At 66.7% G+C, this 26,981-nt stretch carries 23 protein-coding genes; 13 read left to right on the top strand and 10 right to left on the bottom strand.

All coding sequences use genetic code 11. The features are described 5' to 3' along the window. The first annotated feature begins 166 nt into the window (after window positions 1-166). Both ABKS89_RS13205 and ABKS89_RS13200 read left to right on the top strand, forming a co-directional pair. On the top strand, window positions 167-2,578 hold the full coding sequence (locus ABKS89_RS13205; RefSeq protein ID WP_348589104.1) for a TonB-dependent siderophore receptor: 2,412 nt from the start codon (window positions 167-169) through the stop codon (window positions 2,576-2,578). A gap of 173 nt (window positions 2,579-2,751) precedes the next feature. Beyond that, entirely contained in the window at window positions 2,752-3,411 is a 660-nt protein-coding gene (locus ABKS89_RS13200; RefSeq protein WP_192295222.1) for a DsbA family oxidoreductase, read from the top strand. 328 nt (window positions 3,412-3,739) lie between these two features. Here ABKS89_RS13200 and ABKS89_RS13195 read toward each other — a convergent pair whose 3' ends face one another. Further along, entirely contained in the window at window positions 3,740-4,075 is a 336-nt protein-coding gene (locus tag ABKS89_RS13195) for a ribonuclease E inhibitor RraB (RefSeq protein WP_024762270.1), read from the bottom strand. Window positions 4,076-4,282: 207 nt separating this feature from the next. Here ABKS89_RS13195 and ptrC point away from each other — a divergent pair, with 207 nt between their 5' ends. After that, window positions 4,283-4,474 carry a type III secretion system co-regulatory protein PtrC gene (gene ptrC, locus ABKS89_RS13190; protein ID WP_138216531.1) on the top strand — a complete coding sequence of 64 codons (192 nt, stop codon included), beginning with the start codon at window positions 4,283-4,285 and terminating at the stop codon, window positions 4,472-4,474. 55 nt (window positions 4,475-4,529) lie between these two features. Here the strand turns inward: ptrC and ABKS89_RS13185 are convergent, their stop codons facing one another. From ABKS89_RS13185 to ABKS89_RS13175, 3 genes are all read right to left on the bottom strand, one after another. Further along, entirely contained in the window at window positions 4,530-6,773 is a 2,244-nt protein-coding gene (locus ABKS89_RS13185; protein ID WP_138216532.1) for a xanthine dehydrogenase family protein molybdopterin-binding subunit, read from the bottom strand. 11 nt (window positions 6,774-6,784) lie between these two features. Further along, window positions 6,785-7,243, bottom strand: a complete 459-nt coding sequence (locus ABKS89_RS13180) for a (2Fe-2S)-binding protein (RefSeq protein WP_138216678.1) — start codon at window positions 7,241-7,243, stop codon at window positions 6,785-6,787. A gap of 424 nt (window positions 7,244-7,667) precedes the next feature. Beyond that, a complete protein-coding gene (locus ABKS89_RS13175) occupies window positions 7,668-8,687 on the bottom strand; it encodes a zinc-dependent alcohol dehydrogenase family protein (RefSeq protein ID WP_081516799.1) in 1,020 nt (339 codons plus the stop codon). 313 nt (window positions 8,688-9,000) lie between these two features. Here ABKS89_RS13175 and ABKS89_RS13170 point away from each other — a divergent pair, with 313 nt between their 5' ends. The 5 genes from ABKS89_RS13170 to ABKS89_RS13150 all read left to right on the top strand — a co-directional run bounded on the left by ABKS89_RS13170 (window position 9,001) and on the right by ABKS89_RS13150 (window position 16,960). Continuing rightward, window positions 9,001-9,915 carry a LysR family transcriptional regulator gene (locus ABKS89_RS13170; protein WP_017517481.1) on the top strand — a complete coding sequence of 305 codons (915 nt, stop codon included), beginning with the start codon at window positions 9,001-9,003 and terminating at the stop codon, window positions 9,913-9,915. Window positions 9,916-10,190: 275 nt separating this feature from the next. Beyond that, window positions 10,191-11,426, top strand: a complete 1,236-nt coding sequence (mexE, locus tag ABKS89_RS13165) for a multidrug efflux RND transporter periplasmic adaptor subunit MexE (protein ID WP_192223124.1) — start codon at window positions 10,191-10,193, stop codon at window positions 11,424-11,426. A 109-nt stretch (window positions 11,427-11,535) separates the two neighbouring features. Further along, a complete protein-coding gene (locus ABKS89_RS13160) occupies window positions 11,536-14,748 on the top strand; it encodes an efflux RND transporter permease subunit (protein ID WP_348589105.1) in 3,213 nt (1,070 codons plus the stop codon). Between the two features lie 5 nt (window positions 14,749-14,753). Beyond that, complete coding sequence (locus ABKS89_RS13155; protein WP_348589122.1) at window positions 14,754-16,181, top strand: efflux transporter outer membrane subunit; 1,428 nt, start codon at window positions 14,754-14,756, stop codon at window positions 16,179-16,181. A gap of 578 nt (window positions 16,182-16,759) precedes the next feature. Next, window positions 16,760-16,960: a hypothetical protein gene (locus tag ABKS89_RS13150; RefSeq protein ID WP_045207810.1), complete on the top strand. Its 201-nt coding sequence runs from the start codon at window positions 16,760-16,762 to the stop codon at window positions 16,958-16,960. Window positions 16,961-17,013: 53 nt separating this feature from the next. Here the strand turns inward: ABKS89_RS13150 and ABKS89_RS13145 are convergent, their stop codons facing one another. From ABKS89_RS13145 to ABKS89_RS13135, 3 genes are read right to left on the bottom strand one after another with little or no spacing between them, the layout of a single operon-like run. After that, a complete protein-coding gene (locus ABKS89_RS13145) occupies window positions 17,014-18,222 on the bottom strand; it encodes a CynX/NimT family MFS transporter (protein WP_348589123.1) in 1,209 nt (402 codons plus the stop codon). An 8-nt stretch (window positions 18,223-18,230) separates the two neighbouring features. After that, the gene (locus ABKS89_RS13140) at window positions 18,231-18,686 is read right to left on the bottom strand and encodes a nucleoside deaminase (protein WP_138216536.1); all 456 of its coding nucleotides are present in this window, start codon (window positions 18,684-18,686) and stop codon (window positions 18,231-18,233) included. 25 nt (window positions 18,687-18,711) lie between these two features. Continuing rightward, window positions 18,712-19,347 carry an ankyrin repeat domain-containing protein gene (locus tag ABKS89_RS13135; RefSeq protein WP_348589106.1) on the bottom strand — a complete coding sequence of 212 codons (636 nt, stop codon included), beginning with the start codon at window positions 19,345-19,347 and terminating at the stop codon, window positions 18,712-18,714. A 109-nt stretch (window positions 19,348-19,456) separates the two neighbouring features. Between ABKS89_RS13135 and ABKS89_RS13130 the strand changes: the two genes are divergently transcribed. Continuing rightward, the gene (locus tag ABKS89_RS13130) at window positions 19,457-20,323 is read left to right on the top strand and encodes a LysR family transcriptional regulator (RefSeq protein ID WP_348589107.1); all 867 of its coding nucleotides are present in this window, start codon (window positions 19,457-19,459) and stop codon (window positions 20,321-20,323) included. 5 nt (window positions 20,324-20,328) lie between these two features. On the opposite strand, the gene ABKS89_RS13125 is transcribed toward ABKS89_RS13130, so the two are convergent. Beyond that, window positions 20,329-22,392: a putative bifunctional diguanylate cyclase/phosphodiesterase gene (locus ABKS89_RS13125; RefSeq protein ID WP_348589108.1), complete on the bottom strand. Its 2,064-nt coding sequence runs from the start codon at window positions 22,390-22,392 to the stop codon at window positions 20,329-20,331. 211 nt (window positions 22,393-22,603) lie between these two features. On the opposite strand from ABKS89_RS13125, the gene ABKS89_RS13120 reads away from it, so the two are divergent. Beyond that, a complete protein-coding gene (locus tag ABKS89_RS13120; protein WP_348589109.1) occupies window positions 22,604-23,692 on the top strand; it encodes an FUSC family protein in 1,089 nt (362 codons plus the stop codon). A gap of 42 nt (window positions 23,693-23,734) precedes the next feature. Here ABKS89_RS13120 and ABKS89_RS13115 read toward each other — a convergent pair whose 3' ends face one another. Further along, window positions 23,735-24,493 carry a 3-oxoacyl-ACP reductase family protein gene (locus ABKS89_RS13115; RefSeq protein WP_138216541.1) on the bottom strand — a complete coding sequence of 253 codons (759 nt, stop codon included), beginning with the start codon at window positions 24,491-24,493 and terminating at the stop codon, window positions 23,735-23,737. A 123-nt stretch (window positions 24,494-24,616) separates the two neighbouring features. On the opposite strand from ABKS89_RS13115, the gene ABKS89_RS13110 reads away from it, so the two are divergent. Both ABKS89_RS13110 and ABKS89_RS13105 read left to right on the top strand, forming a co-directional pair. Beyond that, window positions 24,617-25,540 carry a LysR family transcriptional regulator gene (locus ABKS89_RS13110; RefSeq protein ID WP_348589110.1) on the top strand — a complete coding sequence of 308 codons (924 nt, stop codon included), beginning with the start codon at window positions 24,617-24,619 and terminating at the stop codon, window positions 25,538-25,540. Window positions 25,541-25,682: 142 nt separating this feature from the next. Beyond that, a complete protein-coding gene (locus ABKS89_RS13105) occupies window positions 25,683-25,940 on the top strand; it encodes a PA2433 domain-containing protein (RefSeq protein WP_045207829.1) in 258 nt (85 codons plus the stop codon). 67 nt (window positions 25,941-26,007) lie between these two features. On the opposite strand, the gene ABKS89_RS13100 is transcribed toward ABKS89_RS13105, so the two are convergent. Then, window positions 26,008-26,334, bottom strand: coding sequence for an I78 family peptidase inhibitor (locus ABKS89_RS13100; RefSeq protein WP_081516787.1), 327 nt, complete (start codon window positions 26,332-26,334; stop codon window positions 26,008-26,010). Window positions 26,335-26,560: 226 nt separating this feature from the next. Here ABKS89_RS13100 and ABKS89_RS13095 point away from each other — a divergent pair, with 226 nt between their 5' ends. Then, entirely contained in the window at window positions 26,561-26,947 is a 387-nt protein-coding gene (locus tag ABKS89_RS13095) for a hypothetical protein (protein ID WP_081516786.1), read from the top strand. Window positions 26,948-26,981 lie beyond the last annotated feature (34 nt).

Genomic DNA, 26,981 nt, shown 5'->3' with positions numbered 1-26,981 from the left:
AGCGCCGGGCTATCCATCTACCTGTAGGAGCGGGCCATGCCCGCGATTGCCCCCATGGGCGCCCCCAAAAAAACTGCCTGAAAATTTCTTCGCCCACCCCTGACACCTTTTTCGACTTCACCCGGTGAAGAGGAAGACAACCTCCATTTGCCGACAGGAACACTCCATGCTCCTCCGCTCCCGCCTTCGCCCGCACTCCCTCGCCCTGGCCGTCGGCCTGGCCCTGACCGGCGGCGTCGTGCTGCCCAGCCTGGCCGCCGAAGCCGCCAGCCAGCAGCGCCAGTACAACATCGCCCCCGGCCCGCTGGGCGAGGTGCTGGCGCGCTTCGCCGCCCAGGCCGGCGTACCGCTGGCGTTCGAGGCGCAGGCGCTGAACCGCCAGCAGAGCGCGGGCCTGAAAGGCAGCTTCGCCCCCGAGCAGGGCCTGGAGCAGTTGCTTGAAGGCAGCGGCTACCGCCTGGTGCGCAAGAGCAGCGGCTACGGCGTGGAGGCCGCCCCCGATCACAGCGGCGCCCTGGAAATGGACGCCACCACCGTCAGCGGTGCGGCCCGGCAACCCGGTGACCTGCCGCCCGCCTATGCCGGCGGCCAGGTCGCCCGTGGCGCGCAGTTGGGCATGATGGGTAACCAGGACATCCAGGACGTGCCCTTCAGCTTCGCCAGCTACACCGCCAAGACCATCCAGGACACCCAGGCGCAGACCGTCGGCGACGTACTGCTCAACGACGCCTCGGTGCGCCAGGGCAACGGCTACGGCAACTTCTCGCAGATCTTCGTCATCCGCGGCCTGCCGCTGAGCACCGACGACGTCTCGCTCAACGGCCTGTATGGCGTCACCCCGCGGCAGATCATCGGCACCGAGTCGCTGGAGCGCGTCGAGCTGTTCAAGGGCCCCAACGCCTTCATCAACGGCGTGACGCCCAGCGGCAGCGGCATCGGCGGCGCGGTCAACCTGCAGACCAAGCGCGCCGAGGACACCCCAACGCGCAGCGTGACCCTGGGCTACGGCAGCGACAACCAGATCGGCGAGCACCTCGACCTCGGCCAGCGCTTCGGCGAGGACAACCGCTTCGGCGCGCGAGTCAACCTGGCCCAGCGCGAAGGCGAGACCGGCGTCGACGACGAGAACCAGCGCTACAAGCTGGCCACCGTCAACCTCGACTACCGTGGCGAGCGCCTGCGCCTGAACACCGACTTCGGCTACCAGAAGCAGCGCATCAACCAGGGCCGCCCGGTGGTCTACGTCGGCAGCGGCGTCACCAGCATTCCCCACGCCCCGGACGCCGACCACAACTACGGCCAGTCGTGGAGCTACTCGCAGCTGGAAGACACCTTCGGCATGTTCCGCGCCGAGTATGACCTCAACGACAGCTGGACGGCCTACCTCTCCGGCGGCGCCAAGCACACCCGCGAGAACGGCGCCTACTCCGCGCTGACCCTCAACGACAACAGCGGCAACGCGGGCGGCGGCATGATGGACGCCACCCACGACGAGGACAACAAGAGCGCCATGGCCGGCCTCAACGGCCACTTCGCCACCGGACCGGTCACCCACCAGATGAACTTCAGCGTCGCCGGCATCTGGGCCGAGCAGCGCAGCGCCTACACCATGACCACCAAGCGCTACCCGACCGACCTCTACAACCCGGTGCAGACGCCCAAGCCCGCGCCGACCCTGGCCGGCGGCGACTACAGCGACCCGGGCATCGTCGGCAAGACACGGAACAAGAGCGTGGCCGCCGCCGACACCCTGGGCTTCCTCGATGACCGCGTGCTGCTGACCGTCGGCGTGCGTCGCCAGAGCATCGGCACCGACGGCTGGAACTACGTCGGCAAGCGCACCGCCAGCTACGACGAATCCATCACCACGCCGGTCTACGGCCTGGTGGTGAAGCCCACCGAGTACCTGTCGCTCTACGCCAACCGCATCGAAGGCCTGGCCGCCGGCCCGACCGCACCCAGCAGCGCTTCCAACTTCGGCGAAGTCTTCGCGCCGAACCGCTCCAAGCAGGTGGAAGTGGGCGCCAAGCTGGACTTCGGCAGCTACGGCGGCAACCTGGCCTTCTACCGCATCGAGCAACCGTTCAGCACCACCGACCCGGACTCGAAGATCTTCAGCGTCGATGGCGAGCAGGAGAACCGCGGCATCGAGCTGAACGTCTTCGGCGAGCCGGTCGACGGCCTGCGCCTGCTGGCCGGCGGCACCTGGATCGACACCGAGCTGAAGAACACCGCCGGCGGCAAGACCGACGGCAACCGTGCCGTGGGTGTACCGACCTTCCAGTACAACCTCGGCGCCGACTGGGACGTCCCCGGCATTCAGGGCGCCGCCCTCAACGGCCGCGTGCTGCGCACCGGCGGCCAGTACCTGGACGCCGCCAACGACCTGAGCATCCCGGCCTGGACCCGCTTCGACCTCGGCGCCCGCTACGCCTTCAAGGTAGACGAGCGCGACGTGACCCTGCGCGCCAACCTGGAGAACGTCGCCAACAAGTCGTACTGGGCCTCCACCATCGGCGGCTACCTGACCCAGGGCGACCCGCGCACCCTGAAGCTGTCGATGACCGTCGACTTCTGATTTCCCCATCGCGACAAGGAAGTCGCACCCCATCCCCCGGCCGCCGGCGCTTCAGCCCGGCGGTGCAGGCCCCCGGCAATCAGGCGAAAAGCATTCCCGGCCGTCTCGCCACTGGATCGAAACGCCCTTCCGGGTCCATGCTGGAAGCTCGCCCATTTGCCGGAGTTCGCCCCATGAGCGACGCCATCACCATCGATTTCGTCTCCGACGTGGTCTGCCCCTGGTGCGCCATCGGCCTCAACGGCCTGCTGACGGCCATCCGCCGGGTGGACGGCGAATTGACCGTGGAACTGCGCATCAAGCCCTTCGAGCTGAATGCCGACATGCCCGCCGAAGGGGAAGACCTGGTGGAGCACCTGCAGCGCAAGTACGGCAGCAGCGCCGAGGACATCGCCCGCAATCAGGAGCACCTGCGCTCCATGGGCGAGGAAGTCGGCGTGCACTTCGACCTGAAGAAGCGCAGCCGCATCTACAACACCTTCGACGCCCATCGCCTGCTGCACTGGGCGGGGGAATCGCATCGCGACATCGCCCTGAAGCAGGCACTGCTGCACGCCTATTTCGGCGAAGGGCGCGACCCGAGCGACCCGGAAGTGCTGCTGGAAGTGGCCGTCAGCGTCGGCCTGGACGCGGTGCGCGCGCGGGAAATCCTCGACAGCGACGCCTACGCCGACGAGGTGGTGGCCGAGGAGGACTTCTACACCAGCCATGGCATCCGCGCAGTGCCGGCGGTGATCCTCAATGGTCGCCAGCTGATCTCCGGGGCGCAGAGCACCGACTACTACGAGCAGGCGCTGCGCCAGGTGGCGCGCCATGCGCCGTTGCCGGAGTGAGCCTTCCACCGCAGTGAAATGGCCCGCTTCGCGCGGGTCTTTTCATGGGGACACAGTAGCCTCCTGCAGACACGGAGTTTCCCTGTAGGAGCGGGCCATGCCCGCGACCGCGCGTATGACGCGCTCCTGCAATTCAGCTCCACGGCATCCGCTGGCGCTGGAGCAGCCGTTTTACAGGTGCACGCCGATACCATCCGCGCATTCAGCTGGCGCCGGCCCTGCCGGCGGTTCGCGGGCATGGCCCGCTCCTACAATTCAGCCCCGTAGGGCGGACGCACAAAAGAAAAACGGCGCCCTAAGGCGCCGTTTCTCGTGCAGCATCAGCCGATCAGAGCGCCGACCAGCCGTCCATCTGACCGCCCAGGTCAGCGGAGTGCTCGGACAGCAGCGCCGCGTAGCCGCTGATGTGCTCGTGGCTGAGCTCCATCACCGGGTAGGCCAGGACCTGCCAGGGCAGCTTGTCGTTGCCGTCGTACTCGGAGTACGCCACCTTCTGCCCGTTCTGCAGCAGCATGATGGCGAAGTCCAGGGCGGACTGCTCGTCCGGGAAGATCACCGCGAACTCCACCTCATGCTCGAGGGAGAGGTCTTCGCCGTCTTCCTGCAGGGCCCACAGGGCATCGCCGATTTCGTCTTCCGGGAAAAGCTGCTTGTCGCGGCTCATGTCACTGCTCCAGTTCGATTTACAAAGTGCCCGGTGTGGGCACGCCCGCGCAGGATACCCGTCCTGCATGACAACTGCCGGAAAATCTCGCCGGCACCATCGCCTTTCGTGATGTTCACCATCACGGCGTTTCACTTCCGAGCTTGCCCGCCTGGCGCGAGGATGTGTCCATCGGGCCTGCGCCCTCCCCTCATCGAGCCTGCGACCATGCACAGCACCGAGGCCTACCGCATCACTTACATCACCCTGGACGAGGTGCAACTGCACTTCGAGACCGAAATCGCCGTCCCCGACGAAGACGGTGGCCTCGCCCTGCTGCGCGCCGCCACGCCGCCAGCCGAACGCCGGGCGCTGCGCGAACTGATCTGCGAGCAGGCCCCGGCGGTTCTTTCAGCGTAGACCCTGCAAAGCAATAGCCCCGCGTTCGCGGGGCCATTGCGTCACGCAGCGAACCTCACGCCTGCAGCTGGTTGCCGATCGGCAAGGTGCGGATACGCTTGCCGGTCGCCGCGAACAGCGCGTTGGCCAGCGCCGGCGCCAGGGGCGGCACGCCCGGTTCGCCGACACCGGTCGGTGGCTCGGCCGACGGCACGATGTGCACCTCCACTACCGGCATCTCGTTGATGCGCAGCACCTGGAAGTCATGGAAGTTGGACTGGTCGACCTTGCCGTCGGTCAGCGTGATGGCGCTGTGCAGCGCCGCCGACAGGGCGAAGCCGATGCCTCCCTCCATCTGCGCCTTGATCACGTCCGGGTTGATCGCCAGGCCGCAATCCACCGCGCAGACGACGCGGTCCACCTTGAAGCTCTTGTCGGCCTTGTAGGTCACTTCCACCACCTGGGCGACGAAGCTGCCGAACGACTCGTGCACGGCGATCCCGCGACCGCGCTGTTCGCCGTCCTTGCCCTTTTCCAGCGGCGCCAGCCAGTTCGCCCTCTGCGCCACCAGCTCCAGCGCGCCACGATGACGCGGGTGCTTTTCCAGCAACTTGCGGCGGAACTCGTACGGGTCCTGCTTGGCGGCAATGGCCGCTTCGTCGACCAGCGTCTCGGTGGAGAACGCCGTGTGGGTATGGCCCACCGAACGCCACCACTGGGTCGGCACCGTGACGTTTTCCGCCAGCGCCTGTTCGACGCGCAAGTTGGGCACGGCGTAAGGCAGATCGGCGGCGCCCTCGACGGCGATCTTGTCGACGCCATCCTTGACCATGAACTTCTCGAACGGCGTGCCGACGATGAAGGATTGCCCCACCAGCCGCTGTTCCCAGCCCACCAGGTTGCCCTGGGCATCCACCGCCAGCCGCGCGCGGTGCAGGAAGGCCGGACGGTAGTAGCCGGCGCGGGTGTCGTCCTCGCGGGTCCAGACCATCTTGATCGGCACCTTCACGCCCTGCTCGCGGGCCGCCTTGGCAATGGCGACCGCCTCCAGCACGTAGTCCGAATGCGGATTGGCGCGGCGGCCGAAGCTGCCGCCGGCGTACAGCTGGGTGATGCTCACCTGCTCGGGCGGCATGCCCAGCAGCTGCGCCACCGACATCTGGTCGCCGGTCTGCCACTGCTCGCCGTTCCAGATCTGGCAGCCGTCTTCCTTGAGGAAGACCACGCAGTTCAGCGGCTCCATGGCCGCGTGGGCGAGATAGGGGAACTGGTATTCCGCCTCGATCAGGTGCGCCGGTTTCTCCAGCGCCTTGCCGATGTCACCTTCGTTGCGCGCCACCAGGCCCGGCTTGCTGGCCATGTCGCGGTACTGGGCGAAGATTTCCTTGCTGCCCATCTTGAAGGCCTTGCTCTCGTCCCACTCGACCTGCAGCGCGTCACGGCCCTGGCGCGCTGCCCAGGTGTTCTTCGCCAGCACCGCGACGCCGGCAAAACGCCGCTCGCTGCCGGGGAACTGCACCACGTCGACCACGCCGGGCACGGCCTTGGCCTTGCTCGCATCGACTTTCACCGGCACGCCGCCGAAGCGCGGCGGGTGGGCGACCACGGCCACCAGCATGTCGGGCAGGTGCACGTCCTGAGTGAACTGCGCGGTGCCGTCGGTCTTCGAGGGGCTGTCCTTGCGCGGCAACTTCACCTGGCCGATCAGCTTGAAGTCCTTCGGGTCCTTGAGTTTCACGTCCGCCGGCACCGGCTGCTTCGCCGCCGCATCGGCCAGTTCGCCGAAGCCGGCCTTGCGTCCGGAAGCCGGATGGGTGACGACGCCGTCGTGCACTTCGATCTGCGCCGCCGGTACCTTCCACTGTTCCGCCGCTGCGCCGACCAGCATGGCGCGGGCGCTGGCGCCGGCCTTGCGCATCTGCTCGAAGGAGTTGGCCATGGCGTTGCTGCCGCCGGTGCCCTGCAGGTTGCCGAAGGCCAGGTTGGCGTAGCGCTTGGCATCAGCCGGTGCGCCTTCGACCTGCACGTGGCTCCAGTCGGCGTCCAGTTCCTCGGCGACCAGGGTGGCCAGGCCGGTGTAGCTGCCCTGGCCCATTTCCACGTGCTTGGCGATCACGGTGACGGTGCCGTCCGGGGCGATGCGCACGAATGCGTTGGCCTCGAAATCGCTGGCCGCCTGGGCATCACCCAGCTTGCCCAGCAGCGGCGCGAAATAGATGCCCAGGGCCAGACCTCCAGCGCCACGCAGGAAGCTGCGGCGGCTGACGTTGAGGATGCTGCCGGGCTGCGCCGGCTGTTCGTCGGTACGGGGTTCGAGCATGACTTCGGTCCTCAAGCCAGGGTCTGGGCGGCGTCGTGGATGGCCGCGCGGATCCGCGCATAGGTGGCGCAACGGCAGATGTTGCCGCTCATGGCGGCGTCGATGTCGGCGTCGCTGGGCTTCTTGTTCGAAGCCAGAAGCGCGGTGGCCGACATGATCTGCCCGGACTGGCAGTAGCCGCACTGCACCACGTCGAGCTTGCGCCAGGCTTCCTGCACGGCCCTGCCGGCGGCCTGCTCGGCCACCGCCTCGATGGTGGTGATCTTCTTGCCGGCCACCGCTGCCAGCGGGGTGACGCAGGAGCGCGTCGGTTGGCCGTCGATGTGCACGGTGCAAGCGCCGCACAGCGCCATGCCGCAGCCGTACTTGGTGCCGGTCAGCCCGGCAACGTCGCGGATGGCCCAGAGCAGCGGCATCTCGCCGGGGGCGTCGAGCTCGTGGTCCTTGCCGTTCAGGTTCACGGTAATCATCAGGAATTTCACCTCATTCTCTTGGATATGAAAGCCGGGTGATAAAAAGCAGGGTATTGAAAGGGAGCCAAGCGCAGCGGCTCCGACACGCAATGGATTCAGCCTAGGCGCAGCGGCCGGCAGGTGCCGCGACGATACGCGAGGAAGGCGCCGAGCGGTTTGCCTGGTTCTCCCAAGGCTTGCCTGATACTGCGGGGGATGCAGCGGCGTATAGAAGACTCTATTCCGGAACTCTGCGGCTGTTCCTCGTAGGATGGGTGGAGCCTAGGCGATACCCATGCTGTCTCCGTGCAGGGATTGATGGGTATCGCTGCGCTCCACGCCATCCTACGTTTCTGCGCTCCCGGTAAATAGCGCGTAGGAGCGAGTGCCACGCATAAAAAAGCCACTCCGAAGAGTGGCTTTCTCGACTACCGATGACGGATCACTCCGGCATCTTCATCACCACACGGCCGCCACCCGGGCAGGTTTCCATGTAGTAGTTGGCGTCGCGGTACTGGGCGAAATCGAACACCCGGTCGATGCTCGGCTTGAGCAACTGGTCGGCGGTCATCTGGTTGATCGCGGTCAGCGCCCGTTGCACGGCTTCGTCGTTGCGGGTCAGGCCGATCTCCGGTTGCCCGGTGAAGTCCAGCACGCAGTGGCGGTAGAACTGCAGGTGCTTCTTGAACGCCGCGCAGGCCGGGAAGGCTGCGTCGTTGCCGCCATTGATGCCGTAGAGGATCAGCTTGCCGCGCGGCGCGGCGACGTCACCCAGCAGTTTCATCTGCGGGCCGGCGCACTGGTCGAGGACGATCTCCACGCCTTCACCCTTGGTGAAGCGCTCGACTTCCAGCACCAGGTCCTGTTCCTCGGTGTAGATGATCTTGTCCGCACCCAGGCCCTTCAGAAACTCGCGGGTTTCCTCATGGCTGGTGGTGGCGATCACCTGGGCGCCGAGCGCCTTGGCCAGCTGCACCGCCTGCGGGGCGAGGCAATGACCAGCCTCGGTGATCAGCACGCGCTGGCCGGGCTTGATCTGCGCCAACTCCACCAGGGCGAAGTAGGAATACAGCAGGCCGGTGTAGTGCACGGCGGCTTCGACCGGGGTCAGCACCTCGGGATAACGGGTCAGCGAGGTGCGCGGCACGATGACGTGGTCGCCCCAGGCCGGGTACAGGTTCGGCGAGTTCGCCGGGAAACTGGCCACCGCCACGCCGGGCTCGAGGTCTTCAACGCCCTCGCCCACGGCTTCGACGATGCCGGAGAGTTCATAGCCGATGCCCGCCGGCAGCTTGGCCTGATCCGGGGCGAGGTTCTGCCGCCAGAGCACGTCGCGCCAACTGACGCCCAGTGCCTGGGTACGGACCAGCACTTCACCCGGCCCCGGCTGCGGGGTCGGCATTTCCTCGATCTTCAGGACCGAGGCGTCACCGAACTGGTGGAAACGGATCATGCGGGACATCACATACCTCGCCTTAGTAGTGCTCATAGCCACGGACTCTATCCGGGCTTTAGGGGTGACGCCACCGTTCACCATTGATAATTGACATAAACGCCGATGATTCGGCCCGCGTTGAAAGCCTTGTCCGGCGCGGCTGCAAGGCTCTGCGACGGGGCTGCGGGAGGGACCGGGGCGGCTCTGTTCCTACAGAGTCTGACCACACTGCCGGGGCGAGATTCTCATTAAAAAAGTGGAAATTGATCAAGGACTTATCTGACAGACTTGACTCAGGACACGCTCGGCCCCACTTTTCCCCCATCGCCAGGGAGTCCCTATGAACCGCAACGACCTACGCAAGGTTGATCTCAACCTGTTGATCGTTTTCGAGACGCTGATGCACGAACGCAGCGTGACCCGCGCCGCCGAGAAGCTGTTCCTCGGCCAGCCGGCGATCAGTGCGGCCCTGGCGCGCCTGCGCGGTCTGTTCGACGATCCGCTGTTCGTCCGCACCGGACGCAGTATGGAACCCACCGCGCGGGCGCAGGAAATCTTCGGTCACCTCTCGCCAGCGCTGGACTCCATCTCCACCGCCCTGAGCCGCGCCGCCGACTTCGACCCGGCCACCAGCAAGGCGGTGTTCCGCATCGGCCTGTCCGATGACGTGGAGTTCGGCCTGCTGCCGCCGCTGCTGCGCCGCCTGCGCTCCGAGGCGCCGGGCATCACCCTGGTGGTGCGCCGCGCCAACTACCTGCTGATGCCGCAACTGCTGTCGTCTGGGGAAATTTCCGTAGGCGTGAGCTACACCGACGAACTGCCGGCCAACGCCAAGCGCAAGACCCTGCGTCGCAGCACCTGGAAGATCCTCCGTGCCGACTCGATTCCCGGTGCGCTGACCCTCGATGACTACTGTGCGCGCCCCCACGCGCTGGTGTCCTATGCCGGCGACCTGGACGGCTTCGTCGACCAGACCCTCGCCGAGATGGACCGCAAGCGCCAGGTGGTGCTGGCCGTGCCGCAGTTCGTCGGCCTTGCCCAGTTGCTGGCCGGCACCGACATCATCGCCACCGTGCCCGAGTACGTGGCGCTGGCGCTGACTGCCGCCGGCGGCCTGCGCGCCGAGGAGCCGCCCTTCCCCACCCGCCTGGCCGAACTGTCCATGGTCTGGCGCGGCGCCCAGGACCAGGACCCGGCCGAGCGCTGGCTGCGCTCGCGGATCACCATGTTCGTGGGTGATCCGGACAGTCTCTGAGGCCACCTTCGCCGTAGGGCGCATAACCTGGAACAGGTTATCCGCCGGCAACGACGCGGCGGATAACGCCCAAGGCGTTATTCGCCCTACGCAACGCCGCCGCCGCGCAAACCCCGTGCCCACTCCCTCTATCTATTCCTGCGCATAGTGCAAAAGCATTTATCACTGCGCGTGATAATCAAAATCTGCTCGTTCGATTAGTTCCCGGGCGCCCCCTTGCGCAGACTCCGCTCCATCAGAAATCCCAAAACCAATTAGATCGCCGGAGTATTTCCATGGAGCGAAATCTGAACACCTTGCGTATTCCGTTGGCGTTGGCCGCCGTGCTGGTTCTCAGCGCCTGCGGCAAGGGCCAGGAGGCGGCACAGAACATGGCCGCCCCCAAGGTCAGCGTGGCGGACGTCATCGAGCAACCGATCAACGAATGGGACGAGTTCACCGGCCGCCTGGAGGCTCCGGAGTCCGTCGAACTGCGTCCGCGCGTCTCCGGCTACATCGACCGCGTCGCCTTCCGTGAAGGCGCGCTGGTGAAGAAAGGCGATCTGCTGTTCCAGATCGACCCGCGGCCGTTCCAGGCCGAGGTGCACCGCCTGGAAGCCCAGCTGCAACAGGCTCGCGCCAACCAGACCCGTACCGTCAACGAAGCGTCCCGCGGTGATCGCCTGCGCGCCACCAACGCCATTTCCGCGGAGCTCGCCGATGCCCGCACCGCCGCCGCCACCGAGGCGAAAGCCGTGGTCGCCGCGACCCAGGCGGAACTGGACAACGCTCGCCTGAACCTGTCGTTCACCCAGGTCACCGCGCCCATCGACGGCCGCGTCTCGCGCGCCGAAGTCACCGCCGGCAACCTGGTGAACAGCGGCGAAAGCGTGCTGACCACCCTGGTCTCCACCGACAAGGTCTACGCCTACTTCGACGCCGACGAGCGCGTCTACCTGAAGTACGTCGACCTCGCCCGCAAGGGCGGCCCGGACGCCCGCGGCACCAGCCCGGTGTACCTGGGCCTGACCGGCGAGGATGGCTTCCCCCACCAGGGCCGCCTGGACTTCCTCGACAACCAGGTCAACCCCAAGACCGGCACCATCCGTGGCCGCGCCGTGTTCGACAACGACGCCAACCAGTTCACCCCCGGCCTGTACGCCCGCATCAAGCTGGTCGGCAGCGGCACCTACCCCGCCGCGCTGATCAAGGACGAAGCGGTCGGCACGGACCTTGGCAAGAAGTTCGTGCTGGTGCTCGACAAGGACAGCAAGGTGCAGTACCGCGGCATCGAACTGGGCCCAAAACTCGAAGGCCTGCGCATCGTCCGCAGCGGCCTGGTGAAGGGCGACCGCATCGTGGTCAACGGCCTGCAACGGGTTCGCCCGGGCGCCCAGGTCGATGCCCAGGGTGTCGAGATGGCCAGCAAGGAAACCCTCGCCAACCTCGAAAGCCAGCGTCGTGCGCTGGAGAGCTTCGAGGCGCCGAAGGTCGCCGAGAAATCGGCCAAGCCGGGTGCGCCGCGCGGCTGACCCCAACCCGTAATCCATGAACTGATGTGCCAGGCCCTGTCCCACCAGGGCCTTGGGTGACCTTTGTCCCGGGTTTGGCGAACCGCAGCGTTCGCGACAGGAACCAGCCATGAACTTTTCGCAATTCTTCATCCAGCGGCCGATCTTCGCCGCCGTGCTCTCGCTGATTATCCTGATCGGCGGGGCCATCTCGCTGTTCCAGCTACCGATCAGCGAATACCCCGAAGTGGTGCCGCCCACCGTGGTGGTGCGCGCCAACTTCCCCGGCGCCAACCCCAAGGTGATCGGCGAGACCGTTGCCGCACCGCTGGAACAGGCCATCACCGGCGTCGAGAACATGCTCTACATGTCCTCGCAGTCCACCGCCGACGGCAAGATGACCCTGACCATCACCTTCGCCCTGGGCACCGACCTGGACAACGCGCAGGTGCAGGTGCAGAACCGCGTGACCCGTACGCAGCCCAAGCTGCCCGAGGAAGTCACGCGGATCGGCATCACCGTCGACAAGGCCTCGCCCGACCTGACCATGGTCGTGCACCTGACCTCGCCGGATAACCGCTACGACATGCTCTACCTGTCCAACTACGCCATCCTCAACATCAAGGATGAGCTGGCGCGCCTGGACGGCGTGGGCGACGTGCAGCTGTTCGGCATGGGCGACTACTCCCTGCGCGTCTGGCTGGACCCGAACAAGGTCGCCTCGCGCAACCTGACCGCCACCGACGTGGTCGCCGCGATCCGCGAGCAGAACCGCCAGGTCGCCGCCGGCTCGCTGGGCGCCCCGCCCTCGCCGAGCGACACCAGCTTCCAGCTGTCGATCAACACCCAGGGTCGACTGGTCACCGAGGAAGAGTTCGAGAACATCATCATCCGCAGCGGCCCGGACGGCGAGATCACCCGCCTGAAGGACATCGCCCGCGTCGAACTCGGCTCCAGCCAGTACGCCCTGCGCTCGCTGCTGGACAACCAGCCGGCGGTCGCCATCCCGATCTTCCAGCGTCCCGGTTCCAACGCCATCGCCATCTCCAACCTGGTGCGCGAGAAGATGGCCGAGCTGAAGAAGGACTTCCCCCAGGGCGTGGACTACTCCATCGTCTATGACCCGACCATCTTCGTTCGCGGCTCCATCGAAGCGGTGGTGCACACCCTGTTCGAAGCCCTGATTCTGGTGGTGCTGGTGGTCGTGCTGTTCCTGCAGACCTGGCGCGCCTCGATCATCCCGCTGGCCGCCGTGCCGGTGTCGCTGATCGGCACCTTCGCCGTGATGCATGCCTTCGGCTTCTCGCTCAACGCGCTGTCGCTGTTCGGCCTGGTACTGGCCATCGGCATCGTGGTGGACGACGCCATCGTGGTGGTGGAGAACGTCGAGCGGAACATCGGGCTGGGCCTCACACCCATCGAGGCGACCAAGCGCGCCATGAAGGAAGTGACCGGGCCGATCATCGCCACCGCGCTGGTGCTGTGCGCCGTGTTCATCCCCACCGCGTTCATCTCCGGCCTCACCGGGCAGTTCTACCGGCAGTTCGCCCTGACCATCGCGATCTCCACGGTGATCTCCGCATTCAACTCGCTGACCCTGTCGCCGGCGCTGTCCGCCGTGTTGCTCAAGGGGCACCACGAGCCGAAGGACCGCTTCTCGGTGCTGCTGGACAAGCTGCTGGGCGGCTGGCTGTTCCGTCCGTTCAACCGCTTCTTCGACCGCGCCAGCCACGGCTATGTCGGCACCGTCACCCGCGTGCTGCGCGGCAGCTCCATCGCGCTGCTGCTGTATGCGGGGCTGATCGGCCTGACCTACCTGGGCTTCTCCAGCACCCCGACCGGCTTCGTGCCGCAACAGGACAAGCAGTACTTGGTGGCCTTCGCGCAACTGCCCGACGCCGCCACGCTGGACCGCACGGAAGCTGTGATCAAGCGCATGTCGGAAATCGCCGGCAAGCACCCGGGCATCGAGCACACCGTGTCCTTCCCCGGCCTGTCGATCAACGGCTTCACCAACAGCCCCAACAGCGGCATCGTCTTCACCCCGCTGAAAGACTTCAGCGAGCGTAAGGGCCCGGGCATGTCGGCCAACGAGATCGCCGCCGAGCTGAACAAGCAGTTCGCCGATATCCAGGACGCCTACATCGCGATCTTCCCGCCGCCGCCGGTACAGGGGCTGGGCACCATCGGCGGCTTCCGCCTGCAGATCGAGGACCGTGGCAACGCCGGTTACGAGGAGCTCTACGCACAGACCCAGAACATCCTCAACAAGGCCCGCGCACTGCCCGAGCTGAACCCGATGTCGGTGTTCACCAGCTACCAGGTGAACGTGCCGCAGGTGGATGCCGCCATCGACCGCGAGAAGGCCAAGACCCACGGGGTGGCGATCAGCGACATCTTCGACACCCTGCAGGTCTACCTCGGCTCGCTGTACGCGAACGACTTCAACCGCTTCGGCCGCACCTACCAGGTGAACGTCCAGGGCGAGCAGCAGTTCCGTCTCGAACCCGAGCAGATCGGCCAGCTGAAGGTACGCAACAACCTGGGTGAAATGGTCCCGCTGGCCACCTTCATCAAGATCAGCGACACCTCCGGCCCTGATCGCGTGATGCACTACAACGGCTTCATTACCGCCGAGATCAACGGCGCCGCCGCACCGGGCTACAGCTCCGGCCAGGCCGAGGCCGCCATCGAGCGCCTGCTCAAGCAGGAGCTGCCCAATGGCATGACCTACGAGTGGACCGAGCTGACCTACCAGCAGATTCTCGCCGGCAACTCCGCGATCTACGTGTTCCCGCTCTGCGTGCTGCTCGCCTTCCTCGTGCTGGCCGCGCTGTACGAGAGCTGGGGCCTGCCGCTGGCGGTGATCCTGATCGTGCCGATGACCCTGCTGTCGGCCATCGCGGGCGTGATCCTGTCCGGTGGCGACAACAACATCTTCACCCAGATCGGCCTGATCGTACTGGTGGGCCTGGCGTGCAAGAACGCGATCCTGATCGTCGAGTTCGCCAAGGACAAACAGGACGAAGGCATGGACCGCCTGAGCGCGGTACTGGAAGCCTGCCGCCTGCGTCTGCGGCCGATCCTGATGACCTCCATCGCCTTCATCATGGGCGTGGTGCCCCTGGTGCTGTCGTCCGGCGCCGGCGCCGAAATGCGCCATGCCATGGGTGTCGCGGTGTTCTCCGGGATGCTCGGCGTGACCTTCTTCGGCCTGTTGCTGACCCCGGTCTTCTATGTGCTGATCCGCCGCTTCATGGAAGCCCGTGAGGCGAAGAAACAGGCGCAGCAAGCGCGCATCGCCCAGAGCCACACTAACAACAGCGAGGCCCACCAGGCATGAGCGTCATGACCATCAATGCCATGAGCAGGAATGCCGTGAAACTGTTCGTCCCTTCCCTGCTCGCGCTGGCCCTCAGCGCGTGCATGGTCGGCCCCGACTACCAGAAGCCGGACACCGCGCCGGCGCAACTGGACAGCAACGCCCAGGCGCAGAACTACGACCACACCCGCTTCGAAGATGCCTGGTGGAAGCAGTTCGACGACCCGGTGCTGACCCAACTGGTCGACCAGGCCCTCAAGGAAAACCGCGAGCTGCGCGTGGCCTATGCCCGCGTGCTGGCTTCGCGGGCGATCCGCGATGACGTTGCCAATGACCGTTTCCCCACGGTCACCAGCCGCGCCGAAGGCCAGGTCGGCAAGGGCCAGGTGCCCGGCCAGACCGAGGACCGGGTCAACCAGGAGCGCTACGACCTGGGCCTGGACATGATCTGGGAAGTCGACCTGTTCGGCCGTGTGCGTCGCCAGCTGGAATCCAGCGACGCGCAGAGCGAAGCCATAGTCGCCGACCTGCAGCAGTTGCAGGTCAGCCTGATCGCCGAGCTGGCCGATGCCTATGGGCAGCTGCGCGGTGCGCAACTGCGCGAGAGCATCGCCAGGAGCAACCTGGACAACCAGCGCGAGTCCCGCGACCTGACCATCCAGCTGCGCGACGCCGGCGTCGGCAGCGAGCTGGACGTGCAGCGCGCCGAAGCACGCCTGGCCGCCACCGAAGCCAGCGTGCCGCAACTGCAGGCCGAGGAAGTGCGCCAGCGCAACCGCATCGCCACTCTCCTCGGCCAGCGCCCGGACGCGCTGAGCGTGGACCTGTCGCCGAAGAAACTGCCGGCCATCGCCAAGGCCCTGCCCATCGGCGACCCGGGTGAGTTGCTGCGCCGCCGGCCGGACGTCGCTTCCGCCGAACGCCGCCTGGCCGCCGCCACTGCAGACGTGGGCGTGGCCACCGCCGACCTGTTCCCGAAAGTCAGCCTCGGCGGCTTCCTCGGCTACACCGCCGGCCGTGGTTCGCAGATCGGCTCGTCCGCCGCCAGCGCCTGGGGCGTGGCCCCGAGCATCACTTGGGCGGCCTTCGACCTGGGCAGCGTGCGGGCCCGCCTGCGCGCCTCCAAGGCCGACGCCGACGGCGCCCTGGCGACCTACGAGCAGCAGGTCCTGCTGGCGCTGGAAGAGTCGTCGAACGCCTTCAGCGACTACGGCAAGCGCCAGCAGCGCCTGGTGTCACTGGTGCGCCAGTCCGAAGCCAGCCGCAATGCCGCGCAACAGGCCGGCCTGCAATACCGCGAGGGCACCGTGGACTTCCTCAACCTGCTGGACGCCGAGCGCGAACAGCTGGCCGCCGAGGACGCCCAGGCCCTGGCGGAAGTCGACGTGTATCGCGGCATCGTGGCGATCTACAAGGCCCTTGGCGGCGGCTGGCAGCCAACGCCGGCAGCCTGATCGATCCTCCCCGGTCGGGAATCTCCCGACCTTCCAGCCCTGCGGTCTGACGCTCCGGACCGCGGGGCTTTTTTATGCCCGCCGCCAGGCGGTTCCCGCGCAGCCCGTCACTTTCCGCCGCACGAAGACAAGCGTGAAAGAACGCCGGTTCGAGAATCTGTCAGAAACCTAGATATCGATCAGTATTTTCTGATAGCAAACGAAAATAAGCTGAAGCTGGTTCGAATTCAGAATTCACTGACATCAGGAATCAGGGAAACCGCTCAGTGCCCAACAATGAGGTCGAGAGAAGTCCATCACCCTCCGGCGACAGCGAGCTGTGCCGGCTCCTCCTGCGCGTCAGGCGCGGCGAGGTCATCCACCCTCGTTTGAAGCGACTGCTGGTACACCTCGGATTCGCCGAACTGCGCGGCCTGCAGCTCGCCCTCACGGGCAAGGGCCGGCTCCTGCTGGAGACCTGAGCTTGGGCTGAGCGCCCCGTGCCGCTATGATCCGGACCGGCTTGCCAGGGATCAAAGGAGTTCGGTCCTACTCTGGCCTAGACTCTCTATATCGGATCTTTCAGACAAGGACACGCCGTGGACGCCACTGCCCATTTCATCCCGCTGGACCCCACGTCCCTCTTCATCACCCTCGGCATCATCGTCTTCGGCATGTTCATGCTGGGCATCGGCTTCACCATCCGCCAGCGCCCGGTCGGCGTGTTCCTGATGTGGGTCGGCACGCTGAGCATGCTGTCGATCATCGCCTACCGCATCTACATCGCCACCTCCGTGTAACGACGCAGGCAAAAAAATGGCGCCCTCGGGCGCCATTTTCGTTTCATCCAGTCTCAGCGCTGCATCGCTCGCGCATACCCCCTGGGCGAGAAGCGCAGGGTCACGCCCAGCATCAGCACCACCGACACCGCCAGCAGGACCCAGGAAGCCTGGAAGCTGCCTGTGCTGTCGCGCAGCCAACCGGTGACGTAGGGAACGATGCCGGTGACGATGAAGCCGATGCCCTGCACGAAGGCCGCCAGGCGCCCGGCCGCGCCGGCGTCGGCAAGGTGGTCCAGGGTCAGGGTCAGGCTCAGGGCAAAGCAGGCACCCAGGCCGTAGCCGATCATCGCCACCCAGATGCCCGGCAGGTGCAGCGGCGCGCAGATCAACCCGACAAAGCCGGCGAGCTGGATCAGCAGGCACAGGCACAGCCAGCCACGGCGATCCAGCGAGCGGCGGATCAGCAGCGGGATGGTCAGCGCGGCGATCACCTGGAAAATAGTCATCAGGCCGATCAGCTGGCCGCTGGCCTGGGCCGTCCAGCCGAGCTGGCGGTAATACACCGGCAGCCAGGCCACCATGCTGGTGTAGCCGCCATTGATCAGGCCGAAGTACAGGGCCAGCAGCCAGGCGCGGCGGCTGCCGAAATAGTGCTGCACCTGCTGCTTGGGCGGCACGGCCACCGGCGTCTCGCGCGGGCGGGCAACGGACCACAGCAGCAGGCCGACAACGGCCAGCAGCAGCCAGGCGCCAAGGCCGTCCTGCCAGCGGTGGAAGTGCTCCGACACCACCGGCGCCAGCACGGCCGCGCTACCGCCGCCGGCCATCAGCGACGCCGAGTAGAGGCCCATGGCGGACGGCACCTTATGCGGGAACCAGCGCTTGATCACGCCCGGCACGAACGCCTGGATCACCGCCACACCGCAACCCGCCAGCACCGCGCTGGCAATCAGCGCAAAGCCGCTGTCCAGCAGCAGCCGCCAAAAGCAAGCCGCGCCGATGGCCAGCAGGCCGAGCACCATGCCCCGGCTCTCACCCAGGCGCGGCCCGACCCACGGCAGGCCCAGGGCGAACAGGCCCATGCACAGCACCGGCAGCACCGTCAGCATCGACAGGCCCTGGAAGCCTAGGCCGGTGGCATCGTGGATATCGGCCAGCAACGGGCCGATGGAGGTGAGGATCGGCCGCAGGTTGATGCCCAGTGCGACGATCACCAGCAGGCCGATCCAGCCGGCGTGGCTGCTCTGCCCCGCCGCTTCACCCTGCGCCGGCAGCGTCATGCCGCGGCTCACGAGCGCTGCTCCTGCCAATGGTTGTAAAGACCCTCTTCACCGCTCGGACGCAGCGCGCGCAGCGGCACCGACTGCCACTGAGGCGGCTGGGTCATCTGCTGGTACACGGCGGCCGTCGACAAGCCGAACGGCTCGCCGTCGTCATTGGAATAGGCGAAGTAGGCGCCTTCCACGCCGCACAGGTGCATGGCCGCCAGGCACATCGGGCACGGATGGCCGCTGGCGTAGATCACGCAGCCGTCCAGCCGCGACATGCCCAGCACCGCCGAGGCACGACGGATCGCCAGCAGCTCGGCGTGGGCGGTGGGGTCGAAATCCAGGTGGATGGAATTGGCGGCGCGGGCGATCACCCGACCGTCCTTGACCAGCACGGCGCCGAACGGGCGGCCGCCGGCCTCGATGTTGTCGCGGGCCAGTTGCAGGGCCTCGCGCATGAAGACTTCGTGTGACATGGCAGTTTCCAGCGAATCGGTTCGATCAATGCGCGCCGGCGACTTCCAGCATCCTGGCGATGGAGGTCTGGTTGCGCTGGCGGGCGTGTTGCAGCGGCGTGACGCCGTCGTTGTCGGCCAGGTTCAGGTTCGCCCCGGCTTCTATGAGTTGTTTCACGATGGCCTGGTGACGCGGGCCGCCGTCGCTGAGCAGGATGGCTTCGAGCAGCCCGGTCCAGCCCAGCTTGTTGACGTGATCGGGGTCGACGCCAGCCTCGAGCAGCGTCGCTACCACCTCCACATGGCCGCGCTCGCAGGCCGGGATCAGCGCCGTGCCGCCATAGCGGTTGGTGCTGCGCAGATCGGCGCCGTGGGCCAGGGTCAGCTGGAGGATGTCCAGGTGCCCCGCCGCGCCGGCCAGCAGGTAGGCACTATCGTGGATGCGGTTCTGCCGGTTGACGTCGGCGCCAGCGGCAATCAGCAGCCGCGCGACTTCCGCGCGGTTGCGGGCGGTGGCCAGCAGCAGCGGCGTGTTGCCCTGCCCGTCGGTCACCTCCACCGGTACGCCGCGTTTGAGCAGGGCCGCCACCTCGGCTTCGCGACCGTCGCTGGCAGCGCCCAACAGCGCGTCTGCGGCGGCACGGCTGTGCACGTCTTCAGTCTGAACAGTCGGCATATCCATGGGCGCTCCCCCGTGATGGCTGTCGTGCCTCTAATCAATGCAGCCAGTATGACGAAGGGATGTTCTATGCTGAAATTAAATAGAAACATGACTTTCAGTGGGAATCGAAATGCTTGACCCCAACCTGCTGCGCAGCTTCGTGATGGTGGTGGACGCCGGCAACTTCACCCGTGCCGCCGAGCTGCTGCACCTCACCCAGTCCACCGTCAGCCAGCAGATCCTGCGGCTGGAGCAAAGCCTGGACTGCCGTCTGCTGGACCGCAGCCAGCGCCAGGTGCTGCCCACCGAACAGGGCGAGCAGCTGCTGGGCTACGCACGGCGCATCCTCGAACTCGGTTCGGAGGCGCGCGAGGCGCTGAGCAGCGAGCACAGCGAGGGCGTGCTGCGCCTGGGCATGCCGGAGGACTTCGCCGGCGAGCGGATGATGCCGCTGCTGGCAGCCTTCAGCGCGGAACGCCCGAGGCTGCGCCTGGAAGTCTCCAGCGGCCTCAGCCAGGAACTGCTGCGCCAGTACCGCAGCGGCGAGCTGGACCTGGCGCTGGTCAAGCAATGGGGCGCGGACAGCGACTGCCTCGCCCACTGGCCCGAACCCCTGGCCTGGCAGGACAGCGCCGCCACCCCCGCCGCCGCCCGTGACCCGCTGCCGCTGGTGGTCTTCCCGCTGGGTGCGCTGTATCGCCAGGAGATGATCCACGCCCTGGAAGCCAGCGGCCGGCGCTGGCGCATCAGCTACAGCAGCGCCAGCCTGGCGAGCCTTTCAGCGGCGGTGGCGGCGGGCATGGGCGTCAGCCTGCTGCCCCTGCGCGGCCGCCACGAAGGCCACCACGTGCTGACCGCCGGGGAAGGTTTCGCGCCCATCGAGGGACTGGAACTGGCGCTCTATGCGCGCCCGGAACTAGGCAGCGCCGGGCGCAGCCTGTGCGAGCAACTGCGCGAACTGTGCACGCAGCTCGCAGCGATTGCGCCGGAAAGCTGAAGGGCTCAGGCCGGCGTGTTGAGACGCTCGAGGAACTGCTCGGCCGGCATCGGCTTGCCGAGCAGGAAGCCCTGCAGCGAGTCGCAGCCCAGGCGGGTGAGGAAGTTCTGCTGGCCGGAGGTTTCCACGCCCTCGGCGACGATGCGCAGGTCCAGCGCCTGGCCCAGGGCGACGATGGCCGAGACGATGGCGGCGTCGTCGCTGTCCTGCTCCAGGTCGCGGACGAAGCCGCGGTCGATCTTCAGCTCGTTGGCCGGCAGGCGCTTGAGGTACAGCAGGCTGGAGTAGCCGGTGCCGAAGTCGTCGATGGACAGGTCGACGCCCATGTCCGACAGCCTGCCGAGGATTTCCAGGCTGGAATCGGCGTCGCGCATGGCGGTGGTCTCGGTGATCTCCAGGGTCAGGCAGCGCGCCGGCAGCTGGTGGCGCTGCAGCGCGTCGGCCACCGACTGCACCAGGGCCGCATGGCAGAACTGCAGCGCCGACAGATTCACCGCCACGCGCCAGCTTTCATGGCTCTGCAGGTACCACTCGCGCATCTGTCGGCAGGCCTCGTCCAGCACCCAGTCGCCGATGGGGATGATCAGCCCGGTGCGCTCGGCCAGGGCGATGAAGGTGTCAGGCATCAGCAGGCCACGCTGCGGATGCTGCCAGCGCAGCAGCGCCTCGGCGCCGATGGGCTCGCCACTGGCGGCGAACTTGGGCTGGTAATGCAGGATGAACTCGCGACGCTCCAGGGCCGCGCGCAGGTCGTGCAGCAACTGCAGGTGGTTGCGCGCGTTGGTGTTCATCGACTGCTCGAAGAAGCTGTAGCCGTTCTTGCCGTTGCCCTTGGCGTGGTACATCGCGGCATCGGCGTTGCGCAGCAGTTCATGCTGGCTGGCGCCGTCGCCGGGATAGACCACGATGCCGATGCTGGCGGCGATGCGCAGCTCCTGGCCAGCGACCTGGAACGGCTGGGCCAGCAGACTGATCTGCTGCCCGGCGACGGTCACCGCGTCCTCGGCTTCAGCCAGTTCGGCGAGCACCACGAACTCGTCGCCGCCGATGCGCGCCACGGTGTCTTCGCTACGCAGGCTATCGCGCAGGCGCTGGGCGACAGCCTTGAGCAGCAGGTCGCCGACATGATGGCCGAAGGCATCGTTGACCGGCTTGAAGCCGTCGAGATCGAGGAACATCAGCGCGAAGTGCCCGCCAGCGCGCTGCACCTTGCCGATCATCTGCTCGATGCGGTCCTCCAGCAGGATGCGGTTGGGCAGGCGCGTGAGGTTGTCGTGCAGGGCGAGCTGGGTCAGTTCCTGGTTGGCCAGGGCCAGCGACGAGGTGAGCTGCGCCGTGCGCGACTCCAGGCGTGCGTCCAGCACCGAGGTGAGCAGCGCGATGCCGATCACCGCCAGGGTGACGATGATGATCAGCAGGGCCAGCCAGTCACTGTTCAACCCGCTGGGGGAGGCGCCGCAGAAGCTGCCCTCGGGGAAACGCGCGGCCGCCATGCCGGTGTAGTGCATGCCGACTATGGCCACACCCATCACCAACGCCGCGCCAGCACGGGCCAGGCGCACGTAGGGCGTGTTCTGCCGCAGTTTGAAGGCGATCCACAGTGCTGCGCCGGAAGCCGCCACGGCGATCACCAGGGACAGGCCAAACAGCGTCGGGTCGTAGTCGATACCCGGCTGCATCAGCATCGCGTACATGCCCAGGTAGTGCATGCAGCTGATCCCGGTGCCCATGGCCAGCGCGCCGCAAACCAGTTGCCAGAGCGGCAGGCGGTCCTGGCTGACCAGCGCCAGGGCAAAGCCCGAGCTGAGCACGGCAATGGCCAGCGACAGCAGCGTCAGGGTGAGGTCGTAGCCCAGCGGGATGGGCAGGCTGAAGGCGAGCATGCCGATGAAGTGCATCGACCACACGCCGATACCCATGGCCACCCCGCCGCCGCCGATCCACAGCAGCACCGGCCAGCCCCGGGTGGTCGCGATGCGCCCGGCCAGGTCCAGTGCCGTGTAGGACGCCAGCATGGCGACGCACAGCGAAATCAGGACAAGGGAGGGATCGTAACTACCGGCAAGCATGGGAAATCTCGGTGCCCGTGGGGCGGGCGCAAAAGTGCGGAATTCTAGCGAAGACCGGTGAAGAGGAACCAGCGCTTCCGGTGGAATTTCTATCGGCGTGCCCGCAGCTGCCTTGAGCCCGTTCGGCGGCTCGCCAGAATGATCCATCGCAGGCTCTGGCCGGCGCAACCGACTACCCTTGCAGAGTCCCCCACAACCGGAGCCGCTTCCCTTGGCGAAGCAACCCTCGATCCTCACCCTGCCGTTCCGCCGCCTGGCCAACCCCTACACCCGCTACCGCTACGCCGCCTGGATTCACTGCGTGCGCGTCGGCCTCGCGCTGCTCGCCTCGATGCTGCTGACCAGCGCGCTGAAACTGCCCCACGGTCTCTGGGCCTCGGTGACGGTGCTGGTGGTGATGGGCGGGCTGGTGCACCAGGGGACGATTCGCGGCAAGTCCTACGAGCGGGTGATGGGCACCCTGGTCGGCGCGGCGCTGGGGCTGTGCGTGATCGCGATCTACGACCAGACCCGTTCGCTCACCCTCACCTACCTGGCCATGTCGGTGCTGGGCGCGGCCTCGGCCTTCTATGCGATTCGCCGGCCCGGCTACGTCGCGCTGCTGGCGGGGATTACGATGTGCATCGTCGCCGGCCCCGGCGAGACGGGCTTCACCGAAGGGCTGTGGCGTTCGGCCAACGTACTGATCGGCGTCGCCGTGGCCCTGCTGTTCTCGCAGATCTACCCGCTGCGGGCGGTCTACGTCTGGCGCTACCTGCTCTCGGACAACCTGCGAGCCTGCGCACGGATGTACGGGCAGCTGTCTTCCAACCACAACTTCACCCCCGAGCATTTCGCACGCCAGCTGGAGGAGCTGGACCACCGTCTGGTGGCGTCGCGTGCGCACCTGGGGCCGGTGTCGCGGGAGACCGGCATGCCGCTTCGCGAGCTGGAGATTCTCCAGCGCATCCACAGAGCGATCATGGGCACTCTGGAATCGCTGATCGCCTCGCGGCAGTTCGCCGCCGAGGCCGGGGAGATAGAACCGGTGCCGGCCAGTCTCGACATGCACCGGCAGATCATCGGCCGCCTGCTGCTGCAATCGGCCCATGCCCTCAAGTTCAGCCGCACCAGCAAGCTGGTGCAGGCCTGCCAGGGTCTGGACAACCTGCCGGTACGGCCGCACAACCTGACCGACTCCTTCGAGAAGCAGGGTTTCTACTGGCTCACCCTTCGTCTCTATGAACAGGTGGAGATGCTTTCGGAAAAGCTCGCCGCCACCTCCGCGCACTGGAACATCCAGAGCCGCGACCGGGCCTGAGCCCGGCCGCGCCGTTTTTACCAAGAGTCGATCAGGAATCGATCAGGCGCCAAAGCCGCCGTCGATGGTCAGGCTGGCACCGGTGATGTAACCGGCTTCCGGGCCGGCCAGATAGGCGACGAAGGCAGCGATTTCTTCCGCGCGGCCATAACGACCCACCGCCATCAGGTCCATCAGGGAGGCCGCGAAGTCGCTGTCGGCCGGGTTCATGTCGGTGTCCACCGGGCCGGGCTGCACGTTGTTCACGGTGATGCCGCGCGGGCCGAGGTCACGGGCCAGGCCCTTGGTCAGGCCGACGATGGCCGACTTGCTCATGGCGTAGACCGCGCCGCCGCCGAAGGGCATGCGATCGGCGTTGGTGCTGCCGATGGTGATGATGCGCCCGCCCTGCCCCATGTGCCGCGCGGCGGCCTGGGTGGCGACGAAGACGCTGCGCACGTTCACCGCCAGAGTGCGGTCGAGGTCTTCCAGGCTGAATTCTTCCACCGGGGCGATGGCCAGTACGCCGGCGTTGTTCACCAGGATGTCGATGCCGCCCAGGCGCTGGGCTGCGGTGTCGATGGCCTGTTGCACGGAAGCTGCATCGCCGCTGTCGGCTTTCAGCGCCAGGGCGCGGCCGCCGGCGGCTTCGATGCTGGCGGCGAGGTCTTCGGCCTTCTGCGCCGAGCTGACGTAGGTGAAGGCCACGGCGGCGCCTTCGCGGGCCAGGCGCTGCACGATGGCGGCGCCGATGCCGCGGGAGCCGCCCTGTACGAAAGCGACTTTACCTTTGAGGGATTGGGTGGTTTGCGTGGTGGTCATTTCGTGTCTCCAGGAATCCAGTGGGGGAGTAAGTTCGACGGGGACAGTTTCCCTCGCGGACTCGTTACTCGGTAGCCAGCAATCGCTATATTCAGTCGATACCAAACGTCCGGAATACCACCCATGGAAAGCCTGATCAGTATCGAATGCTTTGTCCGCAGCGCCGAAGCCGGCAGCTTCGCCGCAGCAGCGCGCCGCCTGGGGCTGACCCCGGCGGCGGTGAGCAAGAACGTGGCGCGACTGGAGAACAACCTGGGCGTGCGGCTGTTCCAGCGTAGTACCCGCAGCCTGGCCCTGACCGAATCCGGCGAACGATTTCTCGACGAAGCCGGCGGCGGCCTGGCCAGCCTGCAGAGCGCCATCGCCAACCTGGCCAGCGCCGACGGCCAGCCCAGCGGCATGTTGAAGGTGAGCATGGGGCTGGTGTTCGGCCGCGACTACATCCTGCCGCTGCTGGGGGACTTCCTCGGGCGCTACCCGGCGATCCGCCCGGACTGGCACTTCGACAACCGCCAGGTCGACCTCATCGCCGAAGGCTTCGACGCGGCCATCGGCGGCGGCTTCGAGCTACCGCCCGGCGTCGTGGCGCGCAAGCTGAGCCCGGCGCACCTGGTGCTGCTGGCCTCGCCGGCCTACCTCGACGGCCGCCTGGCAATCCGCTATCCGTCGGACCTGCCCAGCCACGACGGCATCCGCATCCGTTCGCCGCAGACCGGCCGCGTGCGGCCCTGGCCGCTGACCAACCGCCAGCAGGCCCAGGCGCCGATCGCGCTGAAGGAGCGCATGACCTTCAGCGACCCGGAAGCCGCCTGCGTCGCCGCCCTGATGGGCCTGGGCGTGACTCTGGTGAGCATGCAGCACGCCGTGCCCTACCTGGACAGCGGGCGCCTGGTGCGCGTGTTGCCGGAGTGGTACGTGGACGCCGGCAACACCGCGCTCTACTACGCCGCGCAGAAACTGCTGCCGGCCAAGACGCGGGTATTCGTCGATTGCGTCCTCGAGCACTTCCGCAGCCAGGGCCTGGAGAGCAAGTTCAGTGCGATCTGACCAGCGACACGGCGGATCGGGCTTTTCCTGACCAGCGTCAGAAATGAAATGAATTCGCGGGGTAAACGCTTGTCGATTGTTAGCAAGCTAACGTAATTTCGAATTTCTACGATTCGGCATTCGAGATGCAAGGAGAACCTGCATGAAAAAGTACGCCCTGCTCCTGGCCATGGTGTTTTCCGTACCGGCCTTCGCTGACAGCGCTCTGTGCGACGGCAACCTGCAGCAGATCAACGACTTCCTCAAGACCGCCAGCAAGAACGCGACCGGCGTGAAGGTCAATGCGGTCCACGAGTACGTCGCCAAGGCCGAGGCGGCGAAGAAGGCCGGCAACTACGAAGAGTGCGTCAACCAGTCGAGCCAGGCGCTGCGCGTGATCAAGAAGCCCGCTAACCGCTGATCCGCACTGGAAATGAAAAAGCCCCGCCTAGGCGGGGCTTTTTCATGGGCGCTGGCTGGCGAGAGACTCAGCCGCAGGAGACCTGCTTCACCACCTGGTTGTCATCGACATCGATGTTCAGGCGCTGCGAGTTGTACTCCATGGTCACCGGCTGGTGCGGGGTGAGCACGCGGGCGACGCTGGCGCCGGCGTCGCGGCGGGCTTCCTCGGTCAGGGTCGGGTTGACGACCTTGCCGATGATCGACTGCACCGCCTTGGCGTTGCAGGTGCCGGTCATGGCCGGCGAGTCGTCCGCGGCCGGCTGGGCGGCATCGGACGAGGAATCCTTGGAGCTGCAACCGGCGAGCGCGGCGACAGCGAGAAGCGACAAGAGAGTCACTCGGTTGAAGGGCATGGAAGGTCTCCCTGGTTCTTCATGGAAAATACGCGAAAGGCGCCACCTTACCAGCCCGAAGGCTGCGGCAGCGCGATGGATGTATTGCAGGCTGATACATGCAATGCGCGTCGCAGAGCCGTACGGCGCCATTTACACAACCTTTACACCGGCGGCGTTACGATTCTTTCGAGGCCGATGTCTCATAGATACCTGGTTTCTCGCCGGGTTCCTCAGGAGGTGCATCATGCTTCACCGTCTCCCCCAGATCGCCCTGCTCTGCGCCGGCCTTGCCCTCGCCGGCCAGGCCGCGGCCAACAGCAACACCGATGCCGCCGCAATCGGCGCGGTGGTCGGCGCCGTTGTCGGGGGTGCTGTGGTCGCCGGCTCGCAACCTGCGCCGGCGCCCTATTACGCTCCGCCGCCCCCGGTCGCCTATTACCCGCCGCCACCGGTGTACTACCAGCCTGCGCCGGTCTACCAGCCCGTGTATCAACCGGTGTACCAGCCGGTCTACCGCCCGGTCGTGGTGGTGCCCGGCCCGCGTTACTACGGCCCGCCCCGCTACTATGGTCCGCCGCGCTATTACGGCCCCGGCTACTACGGCCCGCCGGGACACTACCGTCACTGGTAAGCACTGCTACAGACCAAAGACCCCGCTTGCTGGC

Origin of the sequence: Pseudomonas sp. LABIM340 (genome assembly GCF_040017195.2) — a bacterium.
Lineage (GTDB): Bacteria > Pseudomonadota > Gammaproteobacteria > Pseudomonadales > Pseudomonadaceae > Pseudomonas.
The sequence above is the reverse complement of the archived record's forward strand: the minus strand, read 5'-3'. Positions and strand labels throughout refer to the sequence as shown.

Excerpts from the sequence above, each read along its gene's own strand:
- ABKS89_RS13205 (WP_348589104.1), top strand. The coding sequence starts at position 167 with ATGCTCCTCCGCTCCCGCCTTCGCCCGCACTCCCTCGCCCTGGCCGTC.
- ABKS89_RS13200 (WP_192295222.1), top strand. The coding sequence starts at position 2,752 with ATGAGCGACGCCATCACCATCGATTTCGTCTCCGACGTGGTCTGCCCC.
- ABKS89_RS13195 (WP_024762270.1), bottom strand. The coding sequence starts at position 4,075 with ATGAGCCGCGACAAGCAGCTTTTCCCGGAAGACGAAATCGGCGATGCC.
- ptrC (WP_138216531.1), top strand. The coding sequence starts at position 4,283 with ATGCACAGCACCGAGGCCTACCGCATCACTTACATCACCCTGGACGAG.
- ABKS89_RS13185 (WP_138216532.1), bottom strand. The coding sequence starts at position 6,773 with ATGCTCGAACCCCGTACCGACGAACAGCCGGCGCAGCCCGGCAGCATC.
- ABKS89_RS13180 (WP_138216678.1), bottom strand. The coding sequence starts at position 7,243 with ATGATTACCGTGAACCTGAACGGCAAGGACCACGAGCTCGACGCCCCC.
- ABKS89_RS13175 (WP_081516799.1), bottom strand. The coding sequence starts at position 8,687 with ATGTCCCGCATGATCCGTTTCCACCAGTTCGGTGACGCCTCGGTCCTG.
- ABKS89_RS13170 (WP_017517481.1), top strand. The coding sequence starts at position 9,001 with ATGAACCGCAACGACCTACGCAAGGTTGATCTCAACCTGTTGATCGTT.
- mexE (WP_192223124.1), top strand. The coding sequence starts at position 10,191 with ATGGAGCGAAATCTGAACACCTTGCGTATTCCGTTGGCGTTGGCCGCC.
- ABKS89_RS13160 (WP_348589105.1), top strand. The coding sequence starts at position 11,536 with ATGAACTTTTCGCAATTCTTCATCCAGCGGCCGATCTTCGCCGCCGTG.
- ABKS89_RS13155 (WP_348589122.1), top strand. The coding sequence starts at position 14,754 with ATGACCATCAATGCCATGAGCAGGAATGCCGTGAAACTGTTCGTCCCT.
- ABKS89_RS13145 (WP_348589123.1), bottom strand. The coding sequence starts at position 18,222 with ATGACGCTGCCGGCGCAGGGTGAAGCGGCGGGGCAGAGCAGCCACGCC.
- ABKS89_RS13140 (WP_138216536.1), bottom strand. The coding sequence starts at position 18,686 with ATGTCACACGAAGTCTTCATGCGCGAGGCCCTGCAACTGGCCCGCGAC.
- ABKS89_RS13135 (WP_348589106.1), bottom strand. The coding sequence starts at position 19,347 with ATGGATATGCCGACTGTTCAGACTGAAGACGTGCACAGCCGTGCCGCC.
- ABKS89_RS13130 (WP_348589107.1), top strand. The coding sequence starts at position 19,457 with ATGCTTGACCCCAACCTGCTGCGCAGCTTCGTGATGGTGGTGGACGCC.
- ABKS89_RS13125 (WP_348589108.1), bottom strand. The coding sequence starts at position 22,392 with ATGCTTGCCGGTAGTTACGATCCCTCCCTTGTCCTGATTTCGCTGTGC.
- ABKS89_RS13115 (WP_138216541.1), bottom strand. The coding sequence starts at position 24,493 with ATGACCACCACGCAAACCACCCAATCCCTCAAAGGTAAAGTCGCTTTC.
- ABKS89_RS13110 (WP_348589110.1), top strand. The coding sequence starts at position 24,617 with ATGGAAAGCCTGATCAGTATCGAATGCTTTGTCCGCAGCGCCGAAGCC.
- ABKS89_RS13105 (WP_045207829.1), top strand. The coding sequence starts at position 25,683 with ATGAAAAAGTACGCCCTGCTCCTGGCCATGGTGTTTTCCGTACCGGCC.
- ABKS89_RS13100 (WP_081516787.1), bottom strand. The coding sequence starts at position 26,334 with ATGCCCTTCAACCGAGTGACTCTCTTGTCGCTTCTCGCTGTCGCCGCG.
- ABKS89_RS13095 (WP_081516786.1), top strand. The coding sequence starts at position 26,561 with ATGCTTCACCGTCTCCCCCAGATCGCCCTGCTCTGCGCCGGCCTTGCC.